20 protein-coding genes are annotated in these 20,174 nt (G+C 64.7%); 3 read left to right on the forward strand and 17 right to left on the reverse strand.

Annotated features, from left to right (window positions below; all coding sequences use genetic code 11):
• Positions 1 to 4 precede the first annotated feature (4 nt).
• The 8 genes from IB261_RS25910 to IB261_RS25945 form a co-directional block, all read right to left on the reverse strand.
• Positions 5 to 1,003: a glycosyltransferase gene (locus tag IB261_RS25910; RefSeq protein ID WP_318653091.1), complete on the reverse strand. Its 999-nt coding sequence runs from the start codon at positions 1,001 to 1,003 to the stop codon at positions 5 to 7.
• 712 nt (positions 1,004 to 1,715) lie between these two features.
• Positions 1,716 to 2,387: a flavin reductase family protein gene (locus tag IB261_RS25915; RefSeq protein WP_192383810.1), complete on the reverse strand. Its 672-nt coding sequence runs from the start codon at positions 2,385 to 2,387 to the stop codon at positions 1,716 to 1,718.
• An 11-nt stretch (positions 2,388 to 2,398) separates the two neighbouring features.
• Positions 2,399 to 3,898, reverse strand: a complete 1,500-nt coding sequence (locus IB261_RS25920) for an amidohydrolase family protein (protein ID WP_192383809.1) — start codon at positions 3,896 to 3,898, stop codon at positions 2,399 to 2,401.
• Positions 3,895 to 5,094 carry an amidohydrolase family protein gene (locus IB261_RS25925; protein WP_192383808.1) on the reverse strand — a complete coding sequence of 400 codons (1,200 nt, stop codon included), beginning with the start codon at positions 5,092 to 5,094 and terminating at the stop codon, positions 3,895 to 3,897. Before IB261_RS25925 ends, IB261_RS25920 begins: the two co-directional genes overlap by 4 nt.
• Before the next feature lie 170 nt (positions 5,095 to 5,264).
• A complete protein-coding gene (locus tag IB261_RS25930; RefSeq protein WP_151188394.1) occupies positions 5,265 to 6,317 on the reverse strand; it encodes an extracellular solute-binding protein in 1,053 nt (350 codons plus the stop codon).
• 49 nt (positions 6,318 to 6,366) lie between these two features.
• Positions 6,367 to 7,158: an ABC transporter permease gene (locus tag IB261_RS25935; RefSeq protein ID WP_151188395.1), complete on the reverse strand. Its 792-nt coding sequence runs from the start codon at positions 7,156 to 7,158 to the stop codon at positions 6,367 to 6,369.
• Positions 7,155 to 8,066, reverse strand: a complete 912-nt coding sequence (locus IB261_RS25940) for an ABC transporter permease (RefSeq protein ID WP_081520077.1) — start codon at positions 8,064 to 8,066, stop codon at positions 7,155 to 7,157. The genes IB261_RS25935 and IB261_RS25940 overlap by 4 nt, the downstream gene beginning before the upstream one ends.
• Before the next feature lies 1 nt (position 8,067).
• Positions 8,068 to 9,138, reverse strand: a complete 1,071-nt coding sequence (locus IB261_RS25945) for an ABC transporter ATP-binding protein (protein WP_192383807.1) — start codon at positions 9,136 to 9,138, stop codon at positions 8,068 to 8,070.
• Between the two features lie 140 nt (positions 9,139 to 9,278).
• On the opposite strand from IB261_RS25945, the gene IB261_RS25950 reads away from it, so the two are divergent.
• Positions 9,279 to 9,965 carry a GntR family transcriptional regulator gene (locus tag IB261_RS25950; RefSeq protein ID WP_081520076.1) on the forward strand — a complete coding sequence of 229 codons (687 nt, stop codon included), beginning with the start codon at positions 9,279 to 9,281 and terminating at the stop codon, positions 9,963 to 9,965.
• 143 nt (positions 9,966 to 10,108) lie between these two features.
• Here IB261_RS25950 and yjiA read toward each other — a convergent pair whose 3' ends face one another.
• The 4 genes from yjiA to IB261_RS25970 all read right to left on the reverse strand — a co-directional run bounded on the left by yjiA (position 10,109) and on the right by IB261_RS25970 (position 14,177).
• The gene (yjiA, locus tag IB261_RS25955; protein WP_192383806.1) at positions 10,109 to 11,107 is read right to left on the reverse strand and encodes a GTPase; all 999 of its coding nucleotides are present in this window, start codon (positions 11,105 to 11,107) and stop codon (positions 10,109 to 10,111) included.
• 93 nt (positions 11,108 to 11,200) lie between these two features.
• Positions 11,201 to 11,404: a YbdD/YjiX family protein gene (locus IB261_RS25960; protein ID WP_015478970.1), complete on the reverse strand. Its 204-nt coding sequence runs from the start codon at positions 11,402 to 11,404 to the stop codon at positions 11,201 to 11,203.
• 12 nt (positions 11,405 to 11,416) lie between these two features.
• Positions 11,417 to 13,483, reverse strand: a complete 2,067-nt coding sequence (locus IB261_RS25965) for a carbon starvation CstA family protein (protein ID WP_192383805.1) — start codon at positions 13,481 to 13,483, stop codon at positions 11,417 to 11,419.
• 184 nt (positions 13,484 to 13,667) lie between these two features.
• Positions 13,668 to 14,177, reverse strand: a complete 510-nt coding sequence (locus IB261_RS25970; protein WP_081520073.1) for a DUF3015 domain-containing protein — start codon at positions 14,175 to 14,177, stop codon at positions 13,668 to 13,670.
• A 179-nt stretch (positions 14,178 to 14,356) separates the two neighbouring features.
• On the opposite strand from IB261_RS25970, the gene IB261_RS25975 reads away from it, so the two are divergent.
• Positions 14,357 to 14,725: a PilZ domain-containing protein gene (locus tag IB261_RS25975; protein WP_192383804.1), complete on the forward strand. Its 369-nt coding sequence runs from the start codon at positions 14,357 to 14,359 to the stop codon at positions 14,723 to 14,725.
• A 114-nt stretch (positions 14,726 to 14,839) separates the two neighbouring features.
• Here the strand turns inward: IB261_RS25975 and radA are convergent, their stop codons facing one another.
• The 3 genes from radA to IB261_RS25990 form a co-directional block, all read right to left on the reverse strand.
• A complete protein-coding gene (gene radA, locus IB261_RS25980; protein WP_081520071.1) occupies positions 14,840 to 16,219 on the reverse strand; it encodes a DNA repair protein RadA in 1,380 nt (459 codons plus the stop codon).
• 200 nt (positions 16,220 to 16,419) lie between these two features.
• The gene (locus IB261_RS25985) at positions 16,420 to 16,662 is read right to left on the reverse strand and encodes a hypothetical protein (protein ID WP_081520070.1); all 243 of its coding nucleotides are present in this window, start codon (positions 16,660 to 16,662) and stop codon (positions 16,420 to 16,422) included.
• Between the two features lie 76 nt (positions 16,663 to 16,738).
• Positions 16,739 to 16,981, reverse strand: coding sequence for an HP1242/YdcH family protein (locus tag IB261_RS25990; RefSeq protein ID WP_081520069.1), 243 nt, complete (start codon positions 16,979 to 16,981; stop codon positions 16,739 to 16,741).
• A 182-nt stretch (positions 16,982 to 17,163) separates the two neighbouring features.
• Between IB261_RS25990 and mscL the strand changes: the two genes are divergently transcribed.
• Positions 17,164 to 17,580, forward strand: a complete 417-nt coding sequence (gene mscL, locus IB261_RS25995) for a large-conductance mechanosensitive channel protein MscL (protein ID WP_045216609.1) — start codon at positions 17,164 to 17,166, stop codon at positions 17,578 to 17,580.
• A gap of 36 nt (positions 17,581 to 17,616) precedes the next feature.
• Here mscL and IB261_RS26000 read toward each other — a convergent pair whose 3' ends face one another.
• Together IB261_RS26000 and IB261_RS26005 are read right to left on the reverse strand one after the other, a co-directional pair.
• Positions 17,617 to 19,167 (reverse strand): TerC family protein, encoded by a 1,551-nt coding sequence (locus IB261_RS26000; protein WP_192225338.1) that lies wholly within the window; start codon positions 19,165 to 19,167, stop codon positions 17,617 to 17,619.
• 229 nt (positions 19,168 to 19,396) lie between these two features.
• Entirely contained in the window at positions 19,397 to 20,173 is a 777-nt protein-coding gene (locus tag IB261_RS26005) for a ferredoxin--NADP reductase (RefSeq protein ID WP_192383803.1), read from the reverse strand.
• Position 20,174: the final 1 nt, after the last annotated feature.

Genomic DNA, 20,174 nt, shown 5'->3' on the forward strand with positions numbered 1-20,174 from the left:
GTGATCAGATCTTTTTCAGTAGTGTCGCGAGAGCCAGTCCAAGATTCCCTGAGAGGGTCTGCCGGTGCAGTCCAGCCTTGAGGATGCAAGCAACCCGGCCGGGCAGTCGTCGCTTGCGTGCCGCCTTGAAAAGCTTGAGGGTCTTGTGATGGTCCGTGCTCAAGCGATGACTCAGCGACTCGAGAGCACGAATGTTCTGGGCACTCCACTCGTAGAAGCGCCCCTGGAGAACAACGGCCAGACGCCGGAGGCGAGCGCACCAATCGGAGTTGGCACCTATCACGCTCCCATCGCGCTGGCGGTAGAACACGTGCGGTTGCGGATCGTAATGAACGACCCCTCCCGCACCGGTGATCAGTTGGTAGCACCACCAGTCGTGGGACGGCACCTTCAACTCGGCACCGGCCTGCGCAATCAGCGCCCACGCAGCCCGGTTGAACACCATGGCGTTGCCACCCCCGATGCTCTGCACCAGGGGATTCTTGAAATGCGGCGGCAACGAGAAATTCGCCGACACCCCCAGAGGGGTTTCCGCTTCACCGATGATCTGGGTGCGCCCGCAGTAAACCGCAGGGACTTCGGCAGGAATGCCGCGTAGCCAGTCGACGGCGACCTGCAGCTTTTCGGCGCTCCAGATATCGTCCTGATCGGACCAGGTGAAGTAGTCGGCCTCGATATCGGCTCGACACGTCAGGGATAGGAAGTTACGGGCCAAGCCTGCCCGCGGACCGCCAACCACTCTCAGCCTGCGCGCGCCCCACCGCTCGGCATAAGCCTGGAGCACCTCGTGCGTGCCGTCTTCCGGACCATCGTCGGAAACATGCAGCGACCAGCTCCGGTAGACCAGCTGTTCGAATGAATCGAATTGCCGGGCGAAGAACTCAGCACCGTTATGGGCGCACATGAGGATGGCAACAAAGGGAGTACCCGGGAGACTGAAGTCTCGGGAAAACGCCTGGTTGCACAGCATGTCGACGCCAGGAGGCTGGAGAAGCAACGCCACTGAATCTTCGTCCCTGAATAACCCTCGCCACTGCGAGGCGGCCTTAAAGATGCACCATCAAAAAGCCATTACAAAAAACGTGGGTAGGGTATCACGGCTTCAGAAAATTCTTAAGAATTCGTTAAGGAATCGTGAAAACAGAAAATTAATCCGCTCTAGCCCTGAGCGCGAGCACTCAAATTTTCCATTGAAAATCGTCGATAATTACAAAAAAATCACTAAAATCTGCCATTTACAAATAACATCAAAAACTAGACCGCCTATAATCACCCATCCGATTTTCCCGGAACGATGCTTAGCGGTCATATCCTGTGACAATGCATCCGAGCGCTACCCCACCCCTGGGCACGTAATTGAAGGCCTATGGCCATCAGCACGTACCGCGCTCAAACCGAACGTGGGCAGAGACTGAATCGCCAAAACGCCCATAAGATCGGCCAGCGCGGCAGAGACAGAGCTTCCCGACGAGGTCAAGCCGACGAGCTCGATCTACGCCGGGTTCTGTGGCATCAATTCGTCGCGCTCTGCTGCGCGCACTAACGCACCGGCCTGCCCCGGAGAGGTGCGGAATGAAGCCGGAACGGGTAGCCGATTCGAAGGCGGGGTAACGGGCGGCGGATACTCTCTGTGCGGGAATTCACCCGGCATACACGACCAGCAGAACAGGGTCCGCACTCAGCCGGCTATTGTGCCCTGAGCCCTGCTGGCAGAGTCAGGCCAACTCCTCTGCTCCCCCCCAGAGGCGCCCCCCTGCGCCGGGCGATTCCATCCACTGCTTCAACGACCGCGTCGGCAGGTCGAAGTACTCCCTCGTGCGTGCATAACCATGTCCGCCCATGCGCCCAATGGCGTCGAGGCCGAGCTGGTCGATGTAGAGCGTCGCCGGATCGATCAGGTCGTCCCGCACGTGGGCCATCAGCACTTCGCCGAGGATGATTTCCCGTGACTGGCCGATGGACAGTGCCATCATCCGCCGACACTCCAGCGCCACCGGCGCCTCGCCGATGCGCGGGCAACCGACACGGGTGCCGGGGATGGCGGTGAGTCCGGCGGCGACCAACTCGTCGAAGCCCGGCTCGAAGGGCACGGCGCAGACGTTCATGGCTTCCACCAGCGCGTCGGAGACGATATTCACGGTGAATTCCTGGTTCTGCCGGATGTTCAGCGTGGTGTCCTTGGGACTCAGATCGCTGTAGTTCTCCACGCCCAGGGCGAGGATCGGCGGGTCGGCAGAGAGGGCGTTGAAGAAGCTGAAGGGCGCCGCGTTCACGCGCCCCTCGGCGTCGATGGTGGTGACCAGGGCGATGGGCCGGGGTACCACACTGCCAATGAGGATCTTGTATTTCTCGCGGGCGGAGAGCTGCTGGAAGTCGAAGCTGAGCATGGGGTGATCCTTCACGGGGCCGTTGGTGCGTGCGCGTCGAGTAGCGGTGCGGCGGCGCTGTACGATTCGGCAAAGGGAATCGCGGAACGGAACAGCGTGCGCCATGGCGGGTTGCCGAAAGCGCGGTCGGCGTGGTGCTGCATCTGTTTCTGGAACAGCGCGTCGGCGCGGCGTTGCAGGTCGGCGTAATCGACACCGATCACCTGGCCGCCCTGCATCACGCTGCGACCGTCGATGAAACTGGCGATGCAGTCATCGCCGCGGCCGGCGGTGAACAGGTTCTTCAGCGGATCGAAGAATGGGCCCTGATGGAAGTCGCCAAGGCGGAACACCGTGATGTCTGCCCGGGCGCCGACGGCGAGACGGCCGAGGTCGTCGCGGCCCAGCGCCTGGGCGCCGCCGAGGGTGGCGGCGTTATAGAGATCGAGCATGCGCGTGTGTTCGGCGTCGCCCTCCTTCACCCGCGCGATGTTCAGGCCCTGGCGCAGGTTGTCGAGCATGTCCGCCGGGAAGGTGTCGGTGCCCATGGCGAGGTTGATACCGCGTGCGCGGTAAGCGCCGAAGGAATCCAGCGCGTCGCCTTCGCGGGCGAACACCACCGGGCAATGCACCAGGCTCGCGCCGGTATCCGCGAGGCGCTGCAACTCATGCTCGCCGCTGTGCAGAATACCGTGGGGCAGCACGCTGCGCGGGTTGAGCAGGCCGTAGCCGTCGAGCCACTGCAGCGAGGACGTGTCGCGCAGGCGACGCACCAGCTCCACCTCGTAGCGCGACTGGCAGCAGTGCAGGCGCAGCGGCGCGCTCAGTTCGCGCTGTACAGCGGCGGTGCGCTCCAGCAGCGCAGGCGTACAGGTTTCGATGCGGTCCGGCAGCAGCGCACCGCGCACCAGGCCGTGGTGGGCGCCGTCGAAGTCATGGAAGAAGCGCTCGGCTTCCTTCAGTCCGGCGAGGCCGGCAGCTTCGTCCCAGTGCTGCGCAGGGCTGCTGTCGGCGCGGGCATAGGTCATGCCGCTCATGTAGCAGGGGCCGAGGTAAGTGCGCAGGCCGAGCTCGCGGGAAAGCGCGGCGACCCCGGCGAACTCGTCGTAGTGCTCGGCCCAGCGCCGGTAGTACATCGAGGTGATCGGCATGGCGGTGGTGATGCCGTTGCGGATCAACTGGGTGAAGGCGTAGCGGTACTTGAACAGTTCCTCGTCCGGGCTGTAGCACTCGCTCGGCCCGGCACGCAGGTAGTCTTCGGACCAGACGCGGCCCATGTTCCACTCGGCGCCGTTGTCCAGGGTGAGCACGGTGGAGTCGAGGTCGCCGAGGGCATCGAGGTCGATGAAGCCGGGGCCGATCAGCGCGTGACCGTAGTCGATCCACTGGCTGACGTCGCCGGGAAAGCCACGGCCAACGAAGACGATCCTGCCGCTCTCGAACACTACTTCGCCGTGGCGCCACAGCACGTGCTGCGCGCCGTCGAAGCCGACCACGAAGCTGGCTTTCAGGCCGATGCGTGGCGTGCTCACAGACGCGACTCCACCAGGCGACCGTGCTCGGCGATCAGCTTGCCGGCCTTGAATACCCGGCGCTGCGCCGGGCGCGCGACCACGGCTTCGCCGAGGGTTTCCACCGGCAGCAGGAGGAAGTCCGCCGGCGCACCAACTTCAAGACGCGCTGGCTCGCGCCCCAGTGCACGAGCGCCGTTGTCGGTAGCAGCGGCGAAGGCGGCGGCGAGGTCGTCGTCCTTGCACAGGTCGAAGCGGAAGGCGAGGAACATGGCGCGTTCGAGCATGTCGCCGTTGCCCATGGGCGACCAGGCATCGCGGATGCCGTCGCTGCCCAGGCACAGGTTCACGCCGGCCTCGCGCAGGGCGAGGAACGGCGGCACCGGGGTGTCGGCCGGCGCGGAGCTCATCAGGGAAATGCCCAGTTCGGAGAGTCGCTCGGCCAGCGGCTCGACCTGCTCCCAGGGCGCCATGCCCAGGCAGTAGGCGTGGCTGATCATCACCTTGCCCTGCAGGCCGTGGCGCTCGGTGTAGTCGGCGATGCGAGCGATCTGCCAGAGGCCCAGTTCGCCCTTGTCGTGCAGGTGGATATCCACGCCACGGCCAAATTCCACGGCCAGGCCGAAGACGATATCGAGCTGGGCAATGGGGTCGTCGTCGATACCGCAGGGGTCGAGGCCGCCGACATTTTCCACACCCAGCGCCAGCGCTTCGCGCATCAGTTCGGCGGTGCCGGGACGACTGACGAGGCCGGTCTGCGGGAAGACCACGAACTCCATGTCGATCAGGTCCGCATAGCGCTCGCGCAGCGCCTGCATCGCTACCACGTGGCGCAGGCCCAGTTCGGGATCGATATCCACGTGGCAGCGGAAGGTCAGTGAGCCACGGGCGATGCACTGCTCCAGCAGCGCGCCGGCGCGTGCGGCGATGGGCGCCTCGATCTCACGCAGTACGCGGCGCTCGTTGGCGATGTAGTCCTTGAGCGTGGGCCCGGCGCTGTTGGGGCGCCAGGGTTGACCCCAGAGGGTCTTGTCCAGGTGGCAGTGGCTTTCCACCAGCGGCGGCAGCAGGAGCTGGCCGCCGCCGTCGATGTCGCCGGCCTGCGGCGCGGTGTTGTCGGCCGGACGGCGTTCGGCGATGCGGCCGTCACGGATGAGGAAGTCTTCCGCTGCATTGCCCAGCGGACGGATGTTGCGCAGCCAGTAGCTGTCGGTCATGGGGACCTCGAACAGAAATCGGATAAATGACGTAGGGCGAATAACCGCTCGCGGTTATCCGCCGAGGAGCTCGACGGCGGATAAAGCGTTCCGCTTTATGCGCCCTACGGGGTAGACCGGAGCGACAACTGTAGGAGCGAGCAGGCCCGGCACGTGGTCGGGCCAATCCATCAGCCCTTGAGCTTGGACCAGATGCGATCCTGCAGCTCGCGGGACTTGTTGCTGCATTCCTTTTCCAGACGCAGGCGCGAGGCGTACTCCTCGGGCATGTTGATGGCGTCCATGACCTTCCACTTGGCGTCCAGCAGGTGGTCGGTCTGGATGCCGTTGGAATAGGCAATGGCGTTGGTCACCGCGGCGGCGTTCTCCGGCTTCATCATCCAGTTGATGAAGACCTTGGCGTTCTCCGGGTGCGGCGCGCTTTTCGGCACGGCGAAGTTGTCCTGGAAGGAGGCCACGCCTTCGCGCGGGTAGACGTACTTGATGGTGCTCTTCTGCAGCGTGGCGCGGGCGGTGGAGCCGTTCCAGTTCTGCATCAGCACGACTTCGCCGGAGGCCATGCGGTCCACGGTGTTGTCGGAGCTGTACATCTTCAGGAAGGGCTTCTGCTTCTGCAGCAACTCGAGAATTTTCTTGGCGTCCTGCGGGTTCTCGGTGCACTCGTCGACGTTGAGGTAGTGCGCGGCGGCGTTGATCAGGCTGCTCGGAGTATCCAGCGCGGCGACCTGGCCCTGCAGTTCCGGACGCGGCTCGAAGAACTCCTTCCAGGAGTCATCCAGCTTGCCGCCCGGCACCCGTGCGCTGTCGTAGGAGAAACCGGTGGTGCCCCACAGGTAGGGCGCCGAGTACTTGCGGCCGGGGTCGAAGCCCGGGTCGCGGAACGCTGGCTTGACGAACTGGAAGTTGGCCAGCTTGGGCGTGTCGATTTCCAGCAGCAGGTCCTGGTTGATCAGCGTCTGCATGATCGAGTGCGACGGCACGATCACGTCGTACGCCGCGCCGCCGGCCTGCAGCTTGGCCAGCAGGGTCTCGTTGCTGTCGTAGCCGTCCATGGTGACCTTGATGCCGGTCTCCTTCTCGAACTTGGCCAGCAGTTCCACCGGGTAGTAGTCGGTCCAGTTGTAGAAGAACAGTTGCTTGGGCTCCTCGGCCTGGGCGACGCCCGCAGCCAGCAGGGCGAGGGACAAACCGGCAAGGCCGTGACGCAGGGCATTCAACTTCATGTTGCTCTCCGAAACGTAAGGTCAGAAAACGAAAGGTTGGCAGTCTTGATCAGGCGTCCGGTTTGCCGCGCTGGCCGAGCCAGTACGACAGCACCACGAGGACGATGGAAATCACCAGCATGAGGGTCGAGATTGCGTTGATCTCGGGGGTCACCCCGGCCTTGATGGCCGAGAAGATGTAGACCGGCAGCGTCGTCGAGCCGGGGCCGGCGACGAAGAAGGTCATGATGAAGTCGTCGAGGCTGACCACGAACGCCAGCACCGCGCCGGACAGCACCGCCGGCCACAGCAGCGGCAAAGTCACCCGGCGGAACACCTGGTAGGGGCTGGCGTAGAGGTCGCCGGCGGCTTCCAGCAGGCTCTTGTCCAGGTCGTTCAGGCGTGCACGGATCGGCAGGTAGGCGAAGGGAATGCAGAAGCCGACGTGGGCGACTATCACCGTCATCAGGCCCAGCTTGATGCCCAGCGACATGAACAGCAGCAGCGTGGCCACCGCAATGACGATCTCCGGCAGGATCAGCGGCAGGTTGATGCCGCCCTCCACCAGGCGCCGCCCGTAGAACGGCCGCGAGGTCGCCAGCGCCGCCGCCAGGGCGATCGCCGTGGACAGCACGGTGGCAAAGCCGGCAACCACCAGCGAGTTGAACGCCGCCGCCTGGATCGAGGGGTTGGCGACTATCTTGCCGTACCAGGCGAAGGAGAATTCGGTCCACACCGTGGCCGAGCGGTTGGCGTTGAAGCTGTAGCCGATCAGCACGAAGATCGGCAGGTACAGGTAGGCCAGGACCAGCAGGCTGGTTTCGCGGGTGCCGGGCAGTTTCTTCAGGTGCTGGGCGATCATGCGTTGGCTCCTCCCAGGTGGACGGCCTTGGCGGCGCGGCGGCTATACAGGGCGAACGCGATCAGGGCGAGCAGCATGATCGCCAGCAGCAGGAACGACAGCGAACCGCCCAGCGGCCAGTTGCGCGCGGTGCCGAACTGCTGCTGGATCAGGTTGCCGATCATCAGGGTCTTGCCGCCGCCGAGGATCGCCGGGGTGATGAAGGCGCCCAGGCTCGGGACGAACACCAGCAGGGAGCCGGCGATCACACCGGGCATGGACAGCGGCAGGATGACCCGCTGCAAAGCCTTCCAGCGGTTCGCACCCAGGTCATAGGCGGCCTCGACCAGGCGCCAGTCGAGCTTCTCCAGGGTCGAGTAGATCGGCAGGATCATGAACGGCAGGAAGCTGTAGACCAGGCCGACGCAGACCGCGAAGTCGTTGTACAGCAGGGTGATGCCGCCGGCCTGGGGGAACAGCGCGTTGACCGACTGGGCGACCCAGCCGTGCTCGCGCAGGATGATCAGCCAGGCGTAGTTGCGGATCAGCAGGTTGGTCCAGAACGGGATGGTGATCAGCAGCACCATCAGGTTGCGCGAACGCTCGCTGAGACTGGTCATCCACAGCGCCACCGGGAAGCCGAAGAGGAAGCACAACAGCGTGGTGCCGCCGGCCTGGAACAGCGAGCGCAGCAGCGCCTGGGCATAGACCCAGTTCAGCTCGAGGTTGCCGTCGAAGTCTTCCTGGAAGAACAGCTGCACGTAGCTCTGGATCTGCCAGTCGGCGTGCCAGTCGACGCCGCCGTAGAGGTTGCGCGGCAGCAGGCTGATGTAACCCATGATCGCCAGCGGGATGGCGATCAGCCCGAGCAGCGTCAGCGCCACCGGGCTGAGCAGCAACAGGCGGCGAGTGGTGGGCGACTCGTTCATTTCAGGCCTCCATCAGCAGGCAGGCCTGGGGCGGCAGGTGCACCGCCACGGCCTCGCCGACGTCGCGGGCGCGACCGCCCTCGTTGCTCTCGCGCAGGGTGATCTGCGAAGCATCCGGCAAGCGGCAGCGGTACAGCGTGGCGGTGCCGACGTACATCACCGTCTCGATCACCGCGCGCAGGTGGTGCGGCTGCGACGGGTCGACCAGCTTCGAGCGCTCCGGGCGAAAGGCGAGTTGGACACTGGCGCTGCTCAGGCCCGCCGGCAGTTCGCAGGGGATCTCCGAGGCCATGGCGTTGGGGTGGAACCCGCCCTGGCGCATCTGCCCGGGGAGGAAGTTGATGTCGCCGATGAACTGCGCGACGAAGCGGTGCGTCGGGCGTTCGTAGATTTCGTTGGGCGTGCCGATCTGCATGATGTTGCCGTGGGACATCACGGCGATGCGGTCGGACAGTGTCAGCGCTTCTTCCTGGTCGTGGGTGACGAAGATGAAGGTGATGCCCGCCTCTTCCTGCACGCGCTTGAGTTCGACCTGCATCTCCTTGCGCAGCTTCAGGTCCAGCGCCGACAGCGGCTCGTCGAGCAGCAGCACCGACGGCTTGGGCGCCAGCGCGCGGGCCAGGGCCACACGTTGCTGCTGGCCGCCGGACAGCTCGGCCGGCTTGCGGCGCGCCAGGTGTTCCATCTGCACCAGCGCCAGCATTTCCTTCACCCGGCCGGGAATTTCGCCGCGCGCCAGGCCCTGCATCTCCAGGCCGAAGGCGATGTTCTCGCTCACCGACATGTGCGGGAACAGGGCGTAGCTCTGGAACACGGTGTTGATGCGGCGACGGTAGGGCGGCAGGTCGTTGACCCGCTCGCCGCCGACGAGGATGTCGCCGGAGGTGACGTTCTCGAAACCGGCGATGCTGCGCAGCAGCGTGGTCTTGCCGCAGCCGGAAGGCCCCAGCAAGGTGAAGAACTCATTATGGGCAATGTCGACCGACACTTCGTTGAGGGCGGGAGCGACGTTGGGATCATCGGTGTAGCGCTTGCTGACCCGACGCACCTCGACTGACGACGAGTGATTCATTTTGGTGCATTCCTCTTGTTTTTGTATGCAATATTTGAATGCAATCTAGAAATAGCTGATGTATTTTTCTTCTGCAACTGGTTTTGCACGGACGGTTTTGCGGCATCCTTTGAAGGGTCAAGCAAGAGGCGGAGTCGCTCATGGCGGAGAATCACCCCGAGTCCACGGTGGAACGCGTCTACCAAGGGGTTTACGAGGCAATCAGCAAGCGCACCCTGCGCCCCGGCATGAAGCTGGGCGAGGCGGCATTGGCGGAATTGTTCAAGGTCAGCCGCACTTCGGTACGCGCGGCGCTGAAACATCTGGAAGCGGATGGACTGGTTTCCAGCGCGCTCAACAAGGGTGCGTGGGTGTCTTTACCCAGCGACGAGGAGATCCGCTCGCTGTTCGAAACGCGGCGGTTGATCGAGATCGGCATCGTCAGTGAACTCTGTCGCCGCGCGGACAGCGCGATCATCCAGGACCTGCGCGACCACGTGGCGCTGGAAGAGGCGACCCACGACCACGACCACGCGCGGTTCGTCCACCTGCTGGGCGAGTTCCACCTGAAGCTGGCAGCGGCGCTGAACAACCCGGTGCTGCTGGACTTCTTCCGCAAGCTGATCGAGCGCGCCTCGCTCTACGCCACCACCCTGGACGACGACCAGCACGAGACCTGCCGCGGCAACGAACACCAGCGGCTGATCGAGTACATCGAGTCCGGCAACCAGGCGGCGGCCATCGAGCTGACCTGCATGCACCTGAATGCGATCGAGCAGGCCATCCTCAAGGCGGCGGGGAACCTGAAGGCGGATTACCACCCGCTCAAGCATCTGATCGGCGGCTGAGCCCCCGTCGCACATGAACGTAGGGCGCATAACCTGGAACAGGTTATCCGCCAGCACACCTGCGGCGGATAACGCTGGCGCGTTATGCGCCCTACGCAAAGCGCGTAAAGAAGAACGCCCGGCATTAGCCGGGCGTTCTTCATTCAGGCGGTCGGGCCGCCCGTGATGCGATCGAAGCCACGACGAATCTCTTCTTCGGGCAGGTTGTCGCCGATGAAGACGATCACGCTCTCGCGCTGCTCGTTGCCCTTCCACGGCGTATCCCAGTCGAAGCCATACAACCGCAGCACGCCCTGGAACACCAGGCGACGCTCCTCGCCGGCGATGTTCAGCACGCCCTTGTAGCGCAGCAGCGAGTTGCCGTGCCACTGCAGCAGGTCGTCCATGAATTCGCTGAGGCGCTCGATATCCAGCGGGTTGTCGCTGCGCAGCACCAGGGTGGTGATGCGGTCGGTCGTATCCGCCGCCGGGCGCACGGGGCGCAGCAGCGGGCGCAGGCCGAGGTCGGCGTTGAGGTTGAAGCCGCGTACGTCGAGCAGGCGCTCCAGTTCGATGGCGCCGTGCTCCACGGCATGGATCTCGGCGCGGCGGTTGATGCGCTGCAGGCGCTCGACCAGGGCCTCGTACTGCGCAGGAGAAACGAGGTCACTCTTGCTCACCAGGATGCGGTCGCCAAAGCCGACCTGGGCCTGGGCGATGGCTTCCTGCAGGTGGCGCTCGGCGTTGGCGGCGTCCACCAGGGTGATGATGCCGTCGAGCAGGTAGCGCTCGCGCAGGGTCTCGTCGACGAAGAAGGTCTGCGCGACCGGGGCCGGGTCGGCCAGGCCGGTGCACTCGATCACCACGCGGTCGAAGGCCAGCTCGCCGTTGTCGCGGCGCTCCAGCAGGACGTAGAGCGCGCGCTCCAGGTCGCTATTGATGGTGCAGCAGACGCAGCCGTTGGACAGCGTCGTCACCTGAACCGCGTCGTCGCCGAGCAACTGAGCGTCAATCGGCGTCTCGCTGAATTCGTTCTCGATCACGGCGATCTTCAGGCCGTGCTCTGCCTTGAGGATGTGCTTGAGCAGGGTGGTCTTGCCGGCCCCGAGGAAGCCGGTGAGGACGGTCACCGGAATCTGCGGCGCGCTTGCGGAATCGGTCATGGAAACTTCCAGGCAATCAGAATGAAAAACGGGCGGAAATGAAAACGGGCCGCGATCGCTCGCGGCCCGTCCGTTATACACCCATCCGCGGACTCAACAGCAGCGGATCGGCCTTCCCTTGCCGCCACCGTAGCGCGCCTCCTGGCGCTCGCGGAAGAACTCCTCGTAGGTCATCGGAGTCTTGTCCGGGTGCTTGTTCTGCATGTGCTGAACGTAGGTGTCGTAATCGGGCATGCCGACCAGCATGCGTGCGGCCTGCCCGAGATACTTACCCATGCGGCTGAGGTCGTTGAACATGATGCTCCTCCGTCAGGCGTCCGGAATCGGCTGGAACGGAGCTTCCTTGTCGGTGCGCTCCTTCTTGGTCCAGGCGCTGGCGCCTACCTTGATCGCGTACACCAGCACGCTGAACACCACCAGCAGGAACAGCACGGTGAGGCCGGCGTTGATGTAAGCGTTCATCATCACATGCTGCATCTGGCCGATGTCCTTGGCCGGAGCGATGATCTGACCGGCGTCCAGGCCGGCGGAGTATTTCTTGCCCAGGGCAATGAAGCCCACGGCCGGGTTGCTGTCGAACAGCTTGATCAGGCCGGCGGTGGTGGTGCAGATCAGCAGCCAGGCGGCCGGCAGGGCGGTCACCCAGACGTACTGCTGGCGCTTCATCTTGATCAGCACGACGGTGGAGAGCATCAGCGCGATGCCGGCGAGCATCTGGTTGGAGATGCCGAACAGCGGCCACAGCGTGTTGATGCCACCCAGCGGATCGACCACGCCCTGGTACAGCAGCCAGCCCCACAGCGCGACGCAGCCGCCGGTGCCGATGATGTTGGCGGTCCAGGATTCGGTCTTCTTCAGCGCCGGGACGAAGTTGCCCAGCAGGTCCTGCAGCATGAAGCGCCCGGCACGGGTGCCGGCGTCCACCGCGGTGAGGATGAACAGCGCCTCGAAGAGAATCGCGAAGTGGTACCAGAAGGCCATGGTGTTCTCACCCGGCAGCACCTGGTGAAGGATGTGCGCGATGCCCACGGCGAGGGTCGGCGCACCACCGGCACGGGCCAGGATGGTGGTCTCGCCGATGTCCTTGGCAGTCTGGGTCAGAATTTCCGGGGTGATGGTGAAGCCCCAGCTGCTGACGGTCGCGGCCACCGCGGTAACGTCGGTGCCGACCACGGCCGGCGGGCTGTTCATGGCGAAGTAGATGCCCGGTTCGATGACCGAGGCGGCGACCATCGCCATGATGGCCACGAAGGACTCCATCAGCATGCCGCCGTAGCCGATGTAGCGGGCGTCGGGCTCGCGGTTGAGCAGCTTGGGCGTGGTGCCCGAGGAGATCAGCGCGTGGAAGCCGGAGACGGCGCCACAGGCGATGGTGATGAACAGGAACGGGAACAGGCCGCCCTTCCACACCGGGCCGGTGCCGTCGGTGAACTGGGTCAGGGCCGGCATCTTCAGCTCCGGCGAAACGATCACGATGCCGATGGCCAGGGCGATGATGGTGCCGATCTTGAGGAAGGTCGACAGGTAGTCACGCGGCGCCAGCAGCAGCCACACCGGCAGGACCGAGGCGATCGCGCCGTAGGCGATCAGCATCCAGACGATCTGCACGCCATGGAAGGTGAACACCGGGGCCCACTCGGGGCTGGCGGCGATCTGGCCACCGAGCCAGATGCTGCCCAGCAGCAGGATGATGCCGACCACGGAAATCTCGCCGATGCGGCCCGGGCGGATGTAGCGCATGTACACGCCCATGAACAGCGCGATCGGGATCGTCGCCAGCACGGTGAACATGCCCCAAGGGCTTTCGGCCAGGGCCTTCACCACGATGAGCGCGAGCACCGCGAGGATGATGATCATGATCAGGAACGCGCCGAACAGAGCGATGGTCCCCGCCACCTGCCCCATTTCCTCGCGTACCAGTTCACCCAGCGAACGCCCGTTGCGGCGGCTGGAGATGAACAGGACCATGAAATCCTGCACGGCACCGGCCAGCACCACGCCGGCGATCAGCCAGAGCGTGCCGGGCAGGTAACCCATCTGCGCGGCCAGTACGGGGCCGACCAGCGGGCCGGCGCCGGCGATGGCAGCGAAGTGGTGACCGAAGAGGATGTGCTTGTTGGTCGGGACGTAGTCCAGACCGTCGTTGTTGAGGACCGCAGGGGTCGCTCGGTTGGCGTCCAGTTGCATCACCCTGGTGGCGATGAACAGGCTGTAGTAGCGGTAGGCGACCAGGTAGATGGCAACCGCCGCGACGACGATCCACAGTGCGTTGATGGCTTCGCCGCGACGTAGTGCCACGACTCCCAAGGCAAATGCACCGACTATCGCCACCGCCAGCCAGGCGAGGTGACGTAGCAGGCTGTTGTTATTGTTCATAGCGAGGCTTCCGACAGTTTGAAGGCGAGAATTCGCAGAAAAATTCTAGTCTTTTCCGGCGACCCATTCATACGACCTTAGTCTAGGGCGGTTACGCGCTTATTGCCGGAGGTCACGCGCTCGACCGCAGGGTCAGGAAATGAAAAGGCCCGCCTGGGGCGGGCCTTTTGCGGCGTAGCGGTCGTCAGGCCGGCTGCTTGGCGTACTGTGCCAGGGTCTGGTCACGGCTCATCACCGCCAGGGTGTTGTTGAGCACCTGCTCGCCGGTGGCGTCCTTGGACGTGAAGATCTCACCGAAGTGCTGCTGGGTGACCTGGGCGAAGTGCGCGCGGTCCTGGGTCGGGATGCCGAGCAGGACGGCGTAGGCGTCCAGCGCCTCGCCGTGGCCCTGGGCCATGTTCTCGGCGATATTGTCGAGCATACCGTTCATGGCGAAGATCGAGCGGCCGCCATAGGAAATGCGCTGGCTGGCGTCACAGCCGTTGGTGCCGGAGGTCAGGCCGAAGGTGGCGTTGCCCGAGGTGCCGTTGGTGGTGGTGGCCAGCAGGTGCGGGAACAGGCCGCGCTGACCGTCGAAGACCATGTTGCCCCAACCGCAGCCCTTGCCGCTCTGCCCGGCTTCATCTGCGTGCGCCGCCAGACTGGCAACGCTGATAACCCCAAAAATCAGACCCTTGATCACTTTATTGTCCATGCTCTGCACTCCGCAGTTGTAGTGGTTAAACGCACATGGAGCTTTGGCGAGGGTCTGCAGGCTGTCAAACCCGTGTGGGCTGTGTCTGACGGACGAAACATCAGCAATCGGTGTACGACGCGTCGGCAATGGCTTGCGTCTATAGTGAGGCGAAGCAGAAACGGCCGGAGAGCCACGACATGACTGACGATCACGACGAGCGCCGGCGCTTCCAGCGCATCGCCTTCGACGCCGGCACCGAGATCAGCCAGGGTGACCAGCGCTGGAAGGTGACGCTGCTCGACCTGTCCCTGCAGGGCCTGCTGGTGCAGCGGCCGGAACACTGGGGCATCGTCGCGCAGGAACCGGTGCAGGTGCGCATCTACCTGGGCTTCGACGTCAACGTCTATATGGAGGCCGACCTCGCCTGGGAGCGCGAAGGCCTGCTGGGCTTCAACTGCCGGCACATCGACCTGGATTCCATCAGCCACCTGCGGCGCCTGGTGGAGCTGAACCTGGGTGATGAGTCACTGCTGGAGCGGGAGCTGACGCTGCTCAGCGAGCATTGAGATCACGTCTCGACGCGGGCCAATCGCGGACGGAGTCCGCTCCTACGCCCAGGTTGGCATTTTCGTAGGAGCGGACTCCGTCCGCGATCGCTCACCCGCAACGCTGAAATCAACCTATTCGAACAACGCATCCAGCGCCTGCTCCAGGCGCGTCACGGCGATCACCTGCAGGCCGGGCGGCGACTCCTTCGGCGCATTGCCCTTGGGCACGATGGCGCGTTTGAAGCCGTGCTTGGCCGCTTCCTTCAGACGTTCCTGGCCGCTGGGCACCGGCCGCACCTCGCCGGACAGGCCGACCTCGCCGAACACCAGCAACTGGTGATCCAGCGGGCGGTTGCGCAGGCTGGACATCACCGCCGCCATCAGCGCCAGGTCCGACGCCGTCTCCAGAACCTTCACACCGCCGACCACGTTGAGGAACACATCCTGGTCGTAGGTCGGGATGCCGCCGTGGCGGTGCAGCACCGCCAGCAGCATGGCCAGCCGATTCTGGTCCAGGCCCAGGGTCACGCGGCGCGGGTTGGCCAGGTGGCTGGTGTCCACCAGCGCCTGCACCTCCACCAGCATCGGCCGCGAGCCTTCCCAGGTGGCCATGACCACACTGCCCGGCACCGATTCCTGGGCGCGGGTGAGGAAGATGGCCGACGGGTTGGAAACCTCCTTCAGACCACGGTCGGTCATGGCGAACACGCCCAGCTCGTTCACCGCGCCGAAGCGGTTCTTCACCGCCCGCAGCAGGCGCAGGCGGCCGTCGGATTCACCCTCGAAATACAGCACGGTGTCGACCATGTGCTCCAGCACACGCGGGCCGGCCAGGGAGCCTTCCTTGGTGACGTGGCCGACCAGGAAGATTGCCGTGCCGCTCTGCTTGGCGAAACGCACCAGCAGCGCCGCACTTTCGCGCACCTGAGCGACGCCGCCGGGTGCGGATTGCAGCTGTTCGGTGAAGATGGTCTGGATCGAGTCGATCACCATTACCTTGGGCTGCTCCTGGCGCGCCGTGGCGATGATGGTCTCGATGCAGGTCTCGGTCATGACCTTGAGCTTGTCCTCGGGCAGGCCCAGGCGGCGGGCGCGCATGGCGACCTGCTGCTGGGATTCCTCACCCGTGACATAGAGCGCCGGCAGGCGCGTGGCGATGTTGCAGAGGGTCTGCAGGAGGATGGTGGACTTGCCGATGCCGGGGTCGCCGCCGATCAGCACCACCGAGCCGTCGACCAGGCCGCCGCCCAGGGCGCGGTCCAGCTCCGCCGAGGCGGTGGAGAAGCGCGGCATTTCCTCGACGCTGACTTCGGCGAGGGTCTTGATGTTGGCCTGCTGGCCGGCCCAGCCGCCACGGCCGGAGGAGCTGCTGGCCGAGCCGCCGGTGGGGGTGGTGTCGATGACGGTTTCGACCAGGGTGTTCCAGGCGCCGCAATCAGGGCATTGACCGGCCCATTTGGGGTAGGTGGCGCCGCACTCGGTGCAGCCGTACATGCGCTTGGCCTTGGCCATGGGGGGACTTCCGTCGAATGCAAAGTCCCCATCATAAGCCAATCGGGTGGAGCGGTTCAGAACCTATTTACGGTCTCGCGAGCTAGAGCAGAAGTGCGCTGAAATCGGTTGAGGGAGCGGAGTTTACACGCAGCAAATGAGCACCCCGAGGCCGATTTCAGCGCGGTTCTGCCGACGCGCAGCAGACCGTAGACAGGTTCTTAGCTCGCCAGGCGGCGATACTGACTTTCCATATCGTGCTTGAGGCTTTCGCGGCGCATCAGCAGCGAGGCCAGGGTGCAGTCGGGGCGTTCGATGCCCTCTTCCACACGACCGATGCGCTGGTCCAGCAGCTCGTACTGCAGCTTCAGGCGGACCAGGCGCTCCTGGGCGCGCAGGGCTTCGGCGTTGCGTTTGGGGAGCTTGGTGACGGACTTGCCAGAGGACGAAAGGGCTTTACGCATGGCGGTGGCACCGGTTGGAAAGAGATGACGGGAGCCTACGCCTCGCGCAGGCAGCCACCCTTGACTCTGGTCAAGCTCAACCGGATCGCTTGAGCAGGTCGGAAATCTCGTCCTTCAGCGCCACGCGCTGCAGCTTGAGGGAGTTGAGGGCGAGGTCGTCCATCGCCTGGCGGCCGTCCTCGATGTCGTAGATCTTCTTGTCCAGCTCCTCGTAGCTGGCGGCCATGCGGGTGAAGTTCGCGTCCTTCCCGTGCAAGCGGGTCATCAGGGCCTTCTGGTCGGGGAATTCGCGGGACAGGGGATGATGCTCGAGCGGCATGGCGGGCCTCCTTGTTGGATGCGTTGGAGTGGATGGCTTGCCCGATAAGCCTAGACCACGGCGCGATGCCGCCCACCGCCGCCGGTCATACCGTTGGAATTGACCGCGCACGGGGTGTTCAGACGGCGACGGGCCGCTAAACTGCGCCTGTCCCCTCTTTTTGCGTAACAAGGAGTCTGTGCATGAGTCTGCTCAACGAATTCAAGGCCTTCGCGGTCAAGGGCAACGTGGTCGACATGGCCGTCGGTATCATCATCGGCGCGGCGTTCGGCAAGATCGTCTCGTCCTTCGTCGGTGACGTGATCATGCCGCCCATTGGCCTGCTGATCGGTGGCATGGACTTCTCCGACCTGGCGATCACGCTCAAGGCCGCCGAGGGCCAGACGCCGGCGGTGATGCTGGCCTACGGCAAATTCATTCAGACCTGCCTGGACTTCATCATCGTGGCCTTCGCCATCTTCATGGGCGTGAAGGCCATCAACAAACTCAAGCGTGAAGAGGCCGTGGAGCCCAGCGCCCCGCCGGTGCCGAGCGCTGAAGAAACCCTGCTGACCGAGATCCGCGACCTGCTCAAGCAGCAGAACAACCGCGCTCCTTGAGCAGATCGCTGACCGGGCCGGGGGCGGCCCCTGACGTCAGTCCGGAGGCGTCAGCAGCACGCGGCCAATGCGCCGCTCGCTGACGTCCGTCACTTCCAGGCGCCAGCCGCCCAGCTCCAGCGTGTCACCCTTGGCCGGCAAGCGGCCAAGGTGCTTGAGCGCCAGCCCGCCGAGGGTCTGGTACTCCGCCGTCGGGCGGGCGTGGAAGCCGACCCGCTCGGCCAGCGCCGACAGCGTTACGGCACCGTCCACCCGATAAGCGCCCTCCTCCGCCTCGATGTCCGTACCGGACACCTCGCTGGCGTCCGGCAGTTCACCGGCAATCGCCTCCAGCACGTCGGTCATGCTCAGCATGCCCTCGAAGCCACCGAACTCGTTGACCACGAAGGCCAGGTGGGTCGAGGCCTCGCGCATCAGCTCCAGCGCGCCCAGCACCGTACTGCTGTCCGGCAGGCTCAGCGGCTCGCGCAGCAGCGGCAGGATGTCCAGCTCACGGCCCTGCAACAGGGCAGAGAACAGCTCCTTCTTGTGCACATAGCCCAGCGGCTCGTCGATGTTGCCTTCGCGGATCACCAGCAGGCGCGAGTAAGGCGACTCCAGCAGCGCGCGGCGGATGTTCTCCGGGCTGTCGGCCACGTCCACGCGGTGTACGCGCTGGCGGTCGATCATCACGGCCTTGACCGGACGCTCGGCCAGGCCCAGCACACCGCTGATCATCACCCGCTCACGGCGGTGGAACGGCGCGTCGCCGCCATCGTCCGGGCCCACCAGGTCGGCGATGTCTTCGCCCACTTCGTCGGCATCAACCTTGCCGCCCATCAGGCGCAGCACGGCGTGGGCGGTCCGCTGGCGCAGGCCACGCTGGCCGCGCTGGCTCTTCTGGCGCTTCCAGCGCACCAGTTGGTTGGCCATCTCGATCAGCAGGCTGAAGCCGATGGCGGCATACAGGTAGCCTTTCGGAATGTGGAAGCCCAGGCCTTCGGCCGTCAGGCTGAAACCGATCATCAACAGGAAGCCCAGGCACAGCATGATCACCGTCGGGTGTTCGTTGACGAAGCGGGTCAGCGGCTTGCTGGCCACCATCATCAGGCCGATGGAGAAGATGACCGCGATCATCATCACTTCCAGTTGCTCGACCATGCCCACGGCGGTGATCACCGCGTCGAGGGAGAACACCGCGTCCAGCACCACGATCTGCGCAACCACCGGCCAGAAGGCGGCGTAGACACGCTTGCCGTTGGAGGTGTGCACGCGGCCTTCGAGGCGTTCATGCAGCTCCAGCGTCGCCTTGAACAACAGGAACAGACCACCGAACAGCATGATCAGGTCGCGGCCGGAGAAGGACTTGCCAAACACCTCGATCAGCGGCTCGGTGAGCGTGACCAGCCAGGAAATGCTCGCCAGCAGGCCCAGGCGCATCAGCAGCGCCAGCGACAGACCGATCAGCCGCGCGCGGTCGCGCAGGTGCGGCGGCAGCTTGTCCGCGAGGATCGCGATGAAGACCAGGTTATCGATGCCGAGCACCAGCTCGAGCAGGATCAGGGTGAGCAGGCCGAGCCAGGCCGTGGGGTCCATCAACCATTCCATGTCGAACGACCTCGCTGGGCGCGCGCCATGGCAGGCTGGGAAGGCTTATCCGCGAACGCGGGTGCCGGGGGAGGTTCGCCGAACGCCGGCTCTACAGGGGTAGCGACCGGGGCCGGCGTTGTACTTTGACTGTCCATAAGGTCCGAAAAAAGGGAAACGGACGCTTATCCTAAGGGCAAAGCCCTGCGGCCCTAAGGGGACAATCTTTTCAAAATCTATCGGGCCGAACTTACCAATAGTTTTCCACGGCGATCTGGCCGGGCTTGCGCGTCAGCGCCAGGCTCATGCCACGTGCCTTCAGCACGGCACGGGTGTCCTCGATCATCTGCGGGTTGCCGCAGAGCATCACCCGCGAATGTTCCGGGGTGAGCTCCAGACCGGCGGCGCGTTCCAGCTCGCCGTTCTCGATCAGCGTGGTGATCCGCGCGTTCAGGCAACCGGGCACCTGTTCGCGGGTGACCACCGGGATGAACTGCAGCTTGTGGATATGTTCGGCCAGATGCTCCATCGCGCCGAAGCTGGCAATCAGCTCGCGGTAGGCCAGTTCCTTTTCCTCGCGGGCGCTGTAGACCAGCTTGATGGTCTCAAAGCGTTCCCACACCTCGAAGTCCTGCAGGATCGACAGGAACGGCGCCAGGCCGGTGCCGGTGGAGAGCAGCCAGAGGTCGCGGCCATCGGGGAAACGGCCGAGGGTGAGGAAGCCGAAGGCCTGGCGATCCACCAGCAACTGGTCGCCGACGCGCAGGCGGCTGAGCTCGCTGGTGAATTCACCGCCGGGAACGACGATGGAGAAGAACTCGAGGAAGTCGTCGTGGGGCGCCGAAACCATCGAGTAGGCGCGCCAGACGATGCTGCCGCTGGGCTTGTACACGCCCAGGCGGGCGAACTGCCCGGCGCGGAAGCGGTAGCCGCTGTCGCGGGTGGTGCGCAGGGTGAACAGGCTCGGGGTGAGCGTCTGCACCTCCACCAGGGTCTGGCGGGTGAACTTCTCTTCGCTGGCGGTCATC

The organism is Pseudomonas sp. PDM20, from assembly GCF_014852575.3.
GTDB lineage: Bacteria > Pseudomonadota > Gammaproteobacteria > Pseudomonadales > Pseudomonadaceae > Pseudomonas.

Excerpts from the sequence above, each read along its gene's own strand:
- IB261_RS25915 (WP_192383810.1), bottom strand. The coding sequence starts at position 2,387 with ATGCTCAGCTTCGACTTCCAGCAGCTCTCCGCCCGCGAGAAATACAAG.
- IB261_RS25925 (WP_192383808.1), bottom strand. The coding sequence starts at position 5,094 with ATGACCGACAGCTACTGGCTGCGCAACATCCGTCCGCTGGGCAATGCA.
- IB261_RS25930 (WP_151188394.1), bottom strand. The coding sequence starts at position 6,317 with ATGAAGTTGAATGCCCTGCGTCACGGCCTTGCCGGTTTGTCCCTCGCC.
- IB261_RS25935 (WP_151188395.1), bottom strand. The coding sequence starts at position 7,158 with ATGATCGCCCAGCACCTGAAGAAACTGCCCGGCACCCGCGAAACCAGC.
- IB261_RS25940 (WP_081520077.1), bottom strand. The coding sequence starts at position 8,066 with ATGAACGAGTCGCCCACCACTCGCCGCCTGTTGCTGCTCAGCCCGGTG.
- IB261_RS25945 (WP_192383807.1), bottom strand. The coding sequence starts at position 9,138 with ATGAATCACTCGTCGTCAGTCGAGGTGCGTCGGGTCAGCAAGCGCTAC.
- IB261_RS25950 (WP_081520076.1), top strand. The coding sequence starts at position 9,279 with ATGGCGGAGAATCACCCCGAGTCCACGGTGGAACGCGTCTACCAAGGG.
- yjiA (WP_192383806.1), bottom strand. The coding sequence starts at position 11,107 with ATGACCGATTCCGCAAGCGCGCCGCAGATTCCGGTGACCGTCCTCACC.
- IB261_RS25960 (WP_015478970.1), bottom strand. The coding sequence starts at position 11,404 with ATGTTCAACGACCTCAGCCGCATGGGTAAGTATCTCGGGCAGGCCGCA.
- IB261_RS25965 (WP_192383805.1), bottom strand. The coding sequence starts at position 13,483 with ATGAACAATAACAACAGCCTGCTACGTCACCTCGCCTGGCTGGCGGTG.
- IB261_RS25970 (WP_081520073.1), bottom strand. The coding sequence starts at position 14,177 with ATGGACAATAAAGTGATCAAGGGTCTGATTTTTGGGGTTATCAGCGTT.
- IB261_RS25975 (WP_192383804.1), top strand. The coding sequence starts at position 14,357 with ATGACTGACGATCACGACGAGCGCCGGCGCTTCCAGCGCATCGCCTTC.
- radA (WP_081520071.1), bottom strand. The coding sequence starts at position 16,219 with ATGGCCAAGGCCAAGCGCATGTACGGCTGCACCGAGTGCGGCGCCACC.
- IB261_RS25985 (WP_081520070.1), bottom strand. The coding sequence starts at position 16,662 with ATGCGTAAAGCCCTTTCGTCCTCTGGCAAGTCCGTCACCAAGCTCCCC.
- IB261_RS25990 (WP_081520069.1), bottom strand. The coding sequence starts at position 16,981 with ATGCCGCTCGAGCATCATCCCCTGTCCCGCGAATTCCCCGACCAGAAG.
- mscL (WP_045216609.1), top strand. The coding sequence starts at position 17,164 with ATGAGTCTGCTCAACGAATTCAAGGCCTTCGCGGTCAAGGGCAACGTG.
- IB261_RS26000 (WP_192225338.1), bottom strand. The coding sequence starts at position 19,167 with ATGGAATGGTTGATGGACCCCACGGCCTGGCTCGGCCTGCTCACCCTG.
- IB261_RS26005 (WP_192383803.1), bottom strand. The coding sequence starts at position 20,173 with ATGACCGCCAGCGAAGAGAAGTTCACCCGCCAGACCCTGGTGGAGGTG.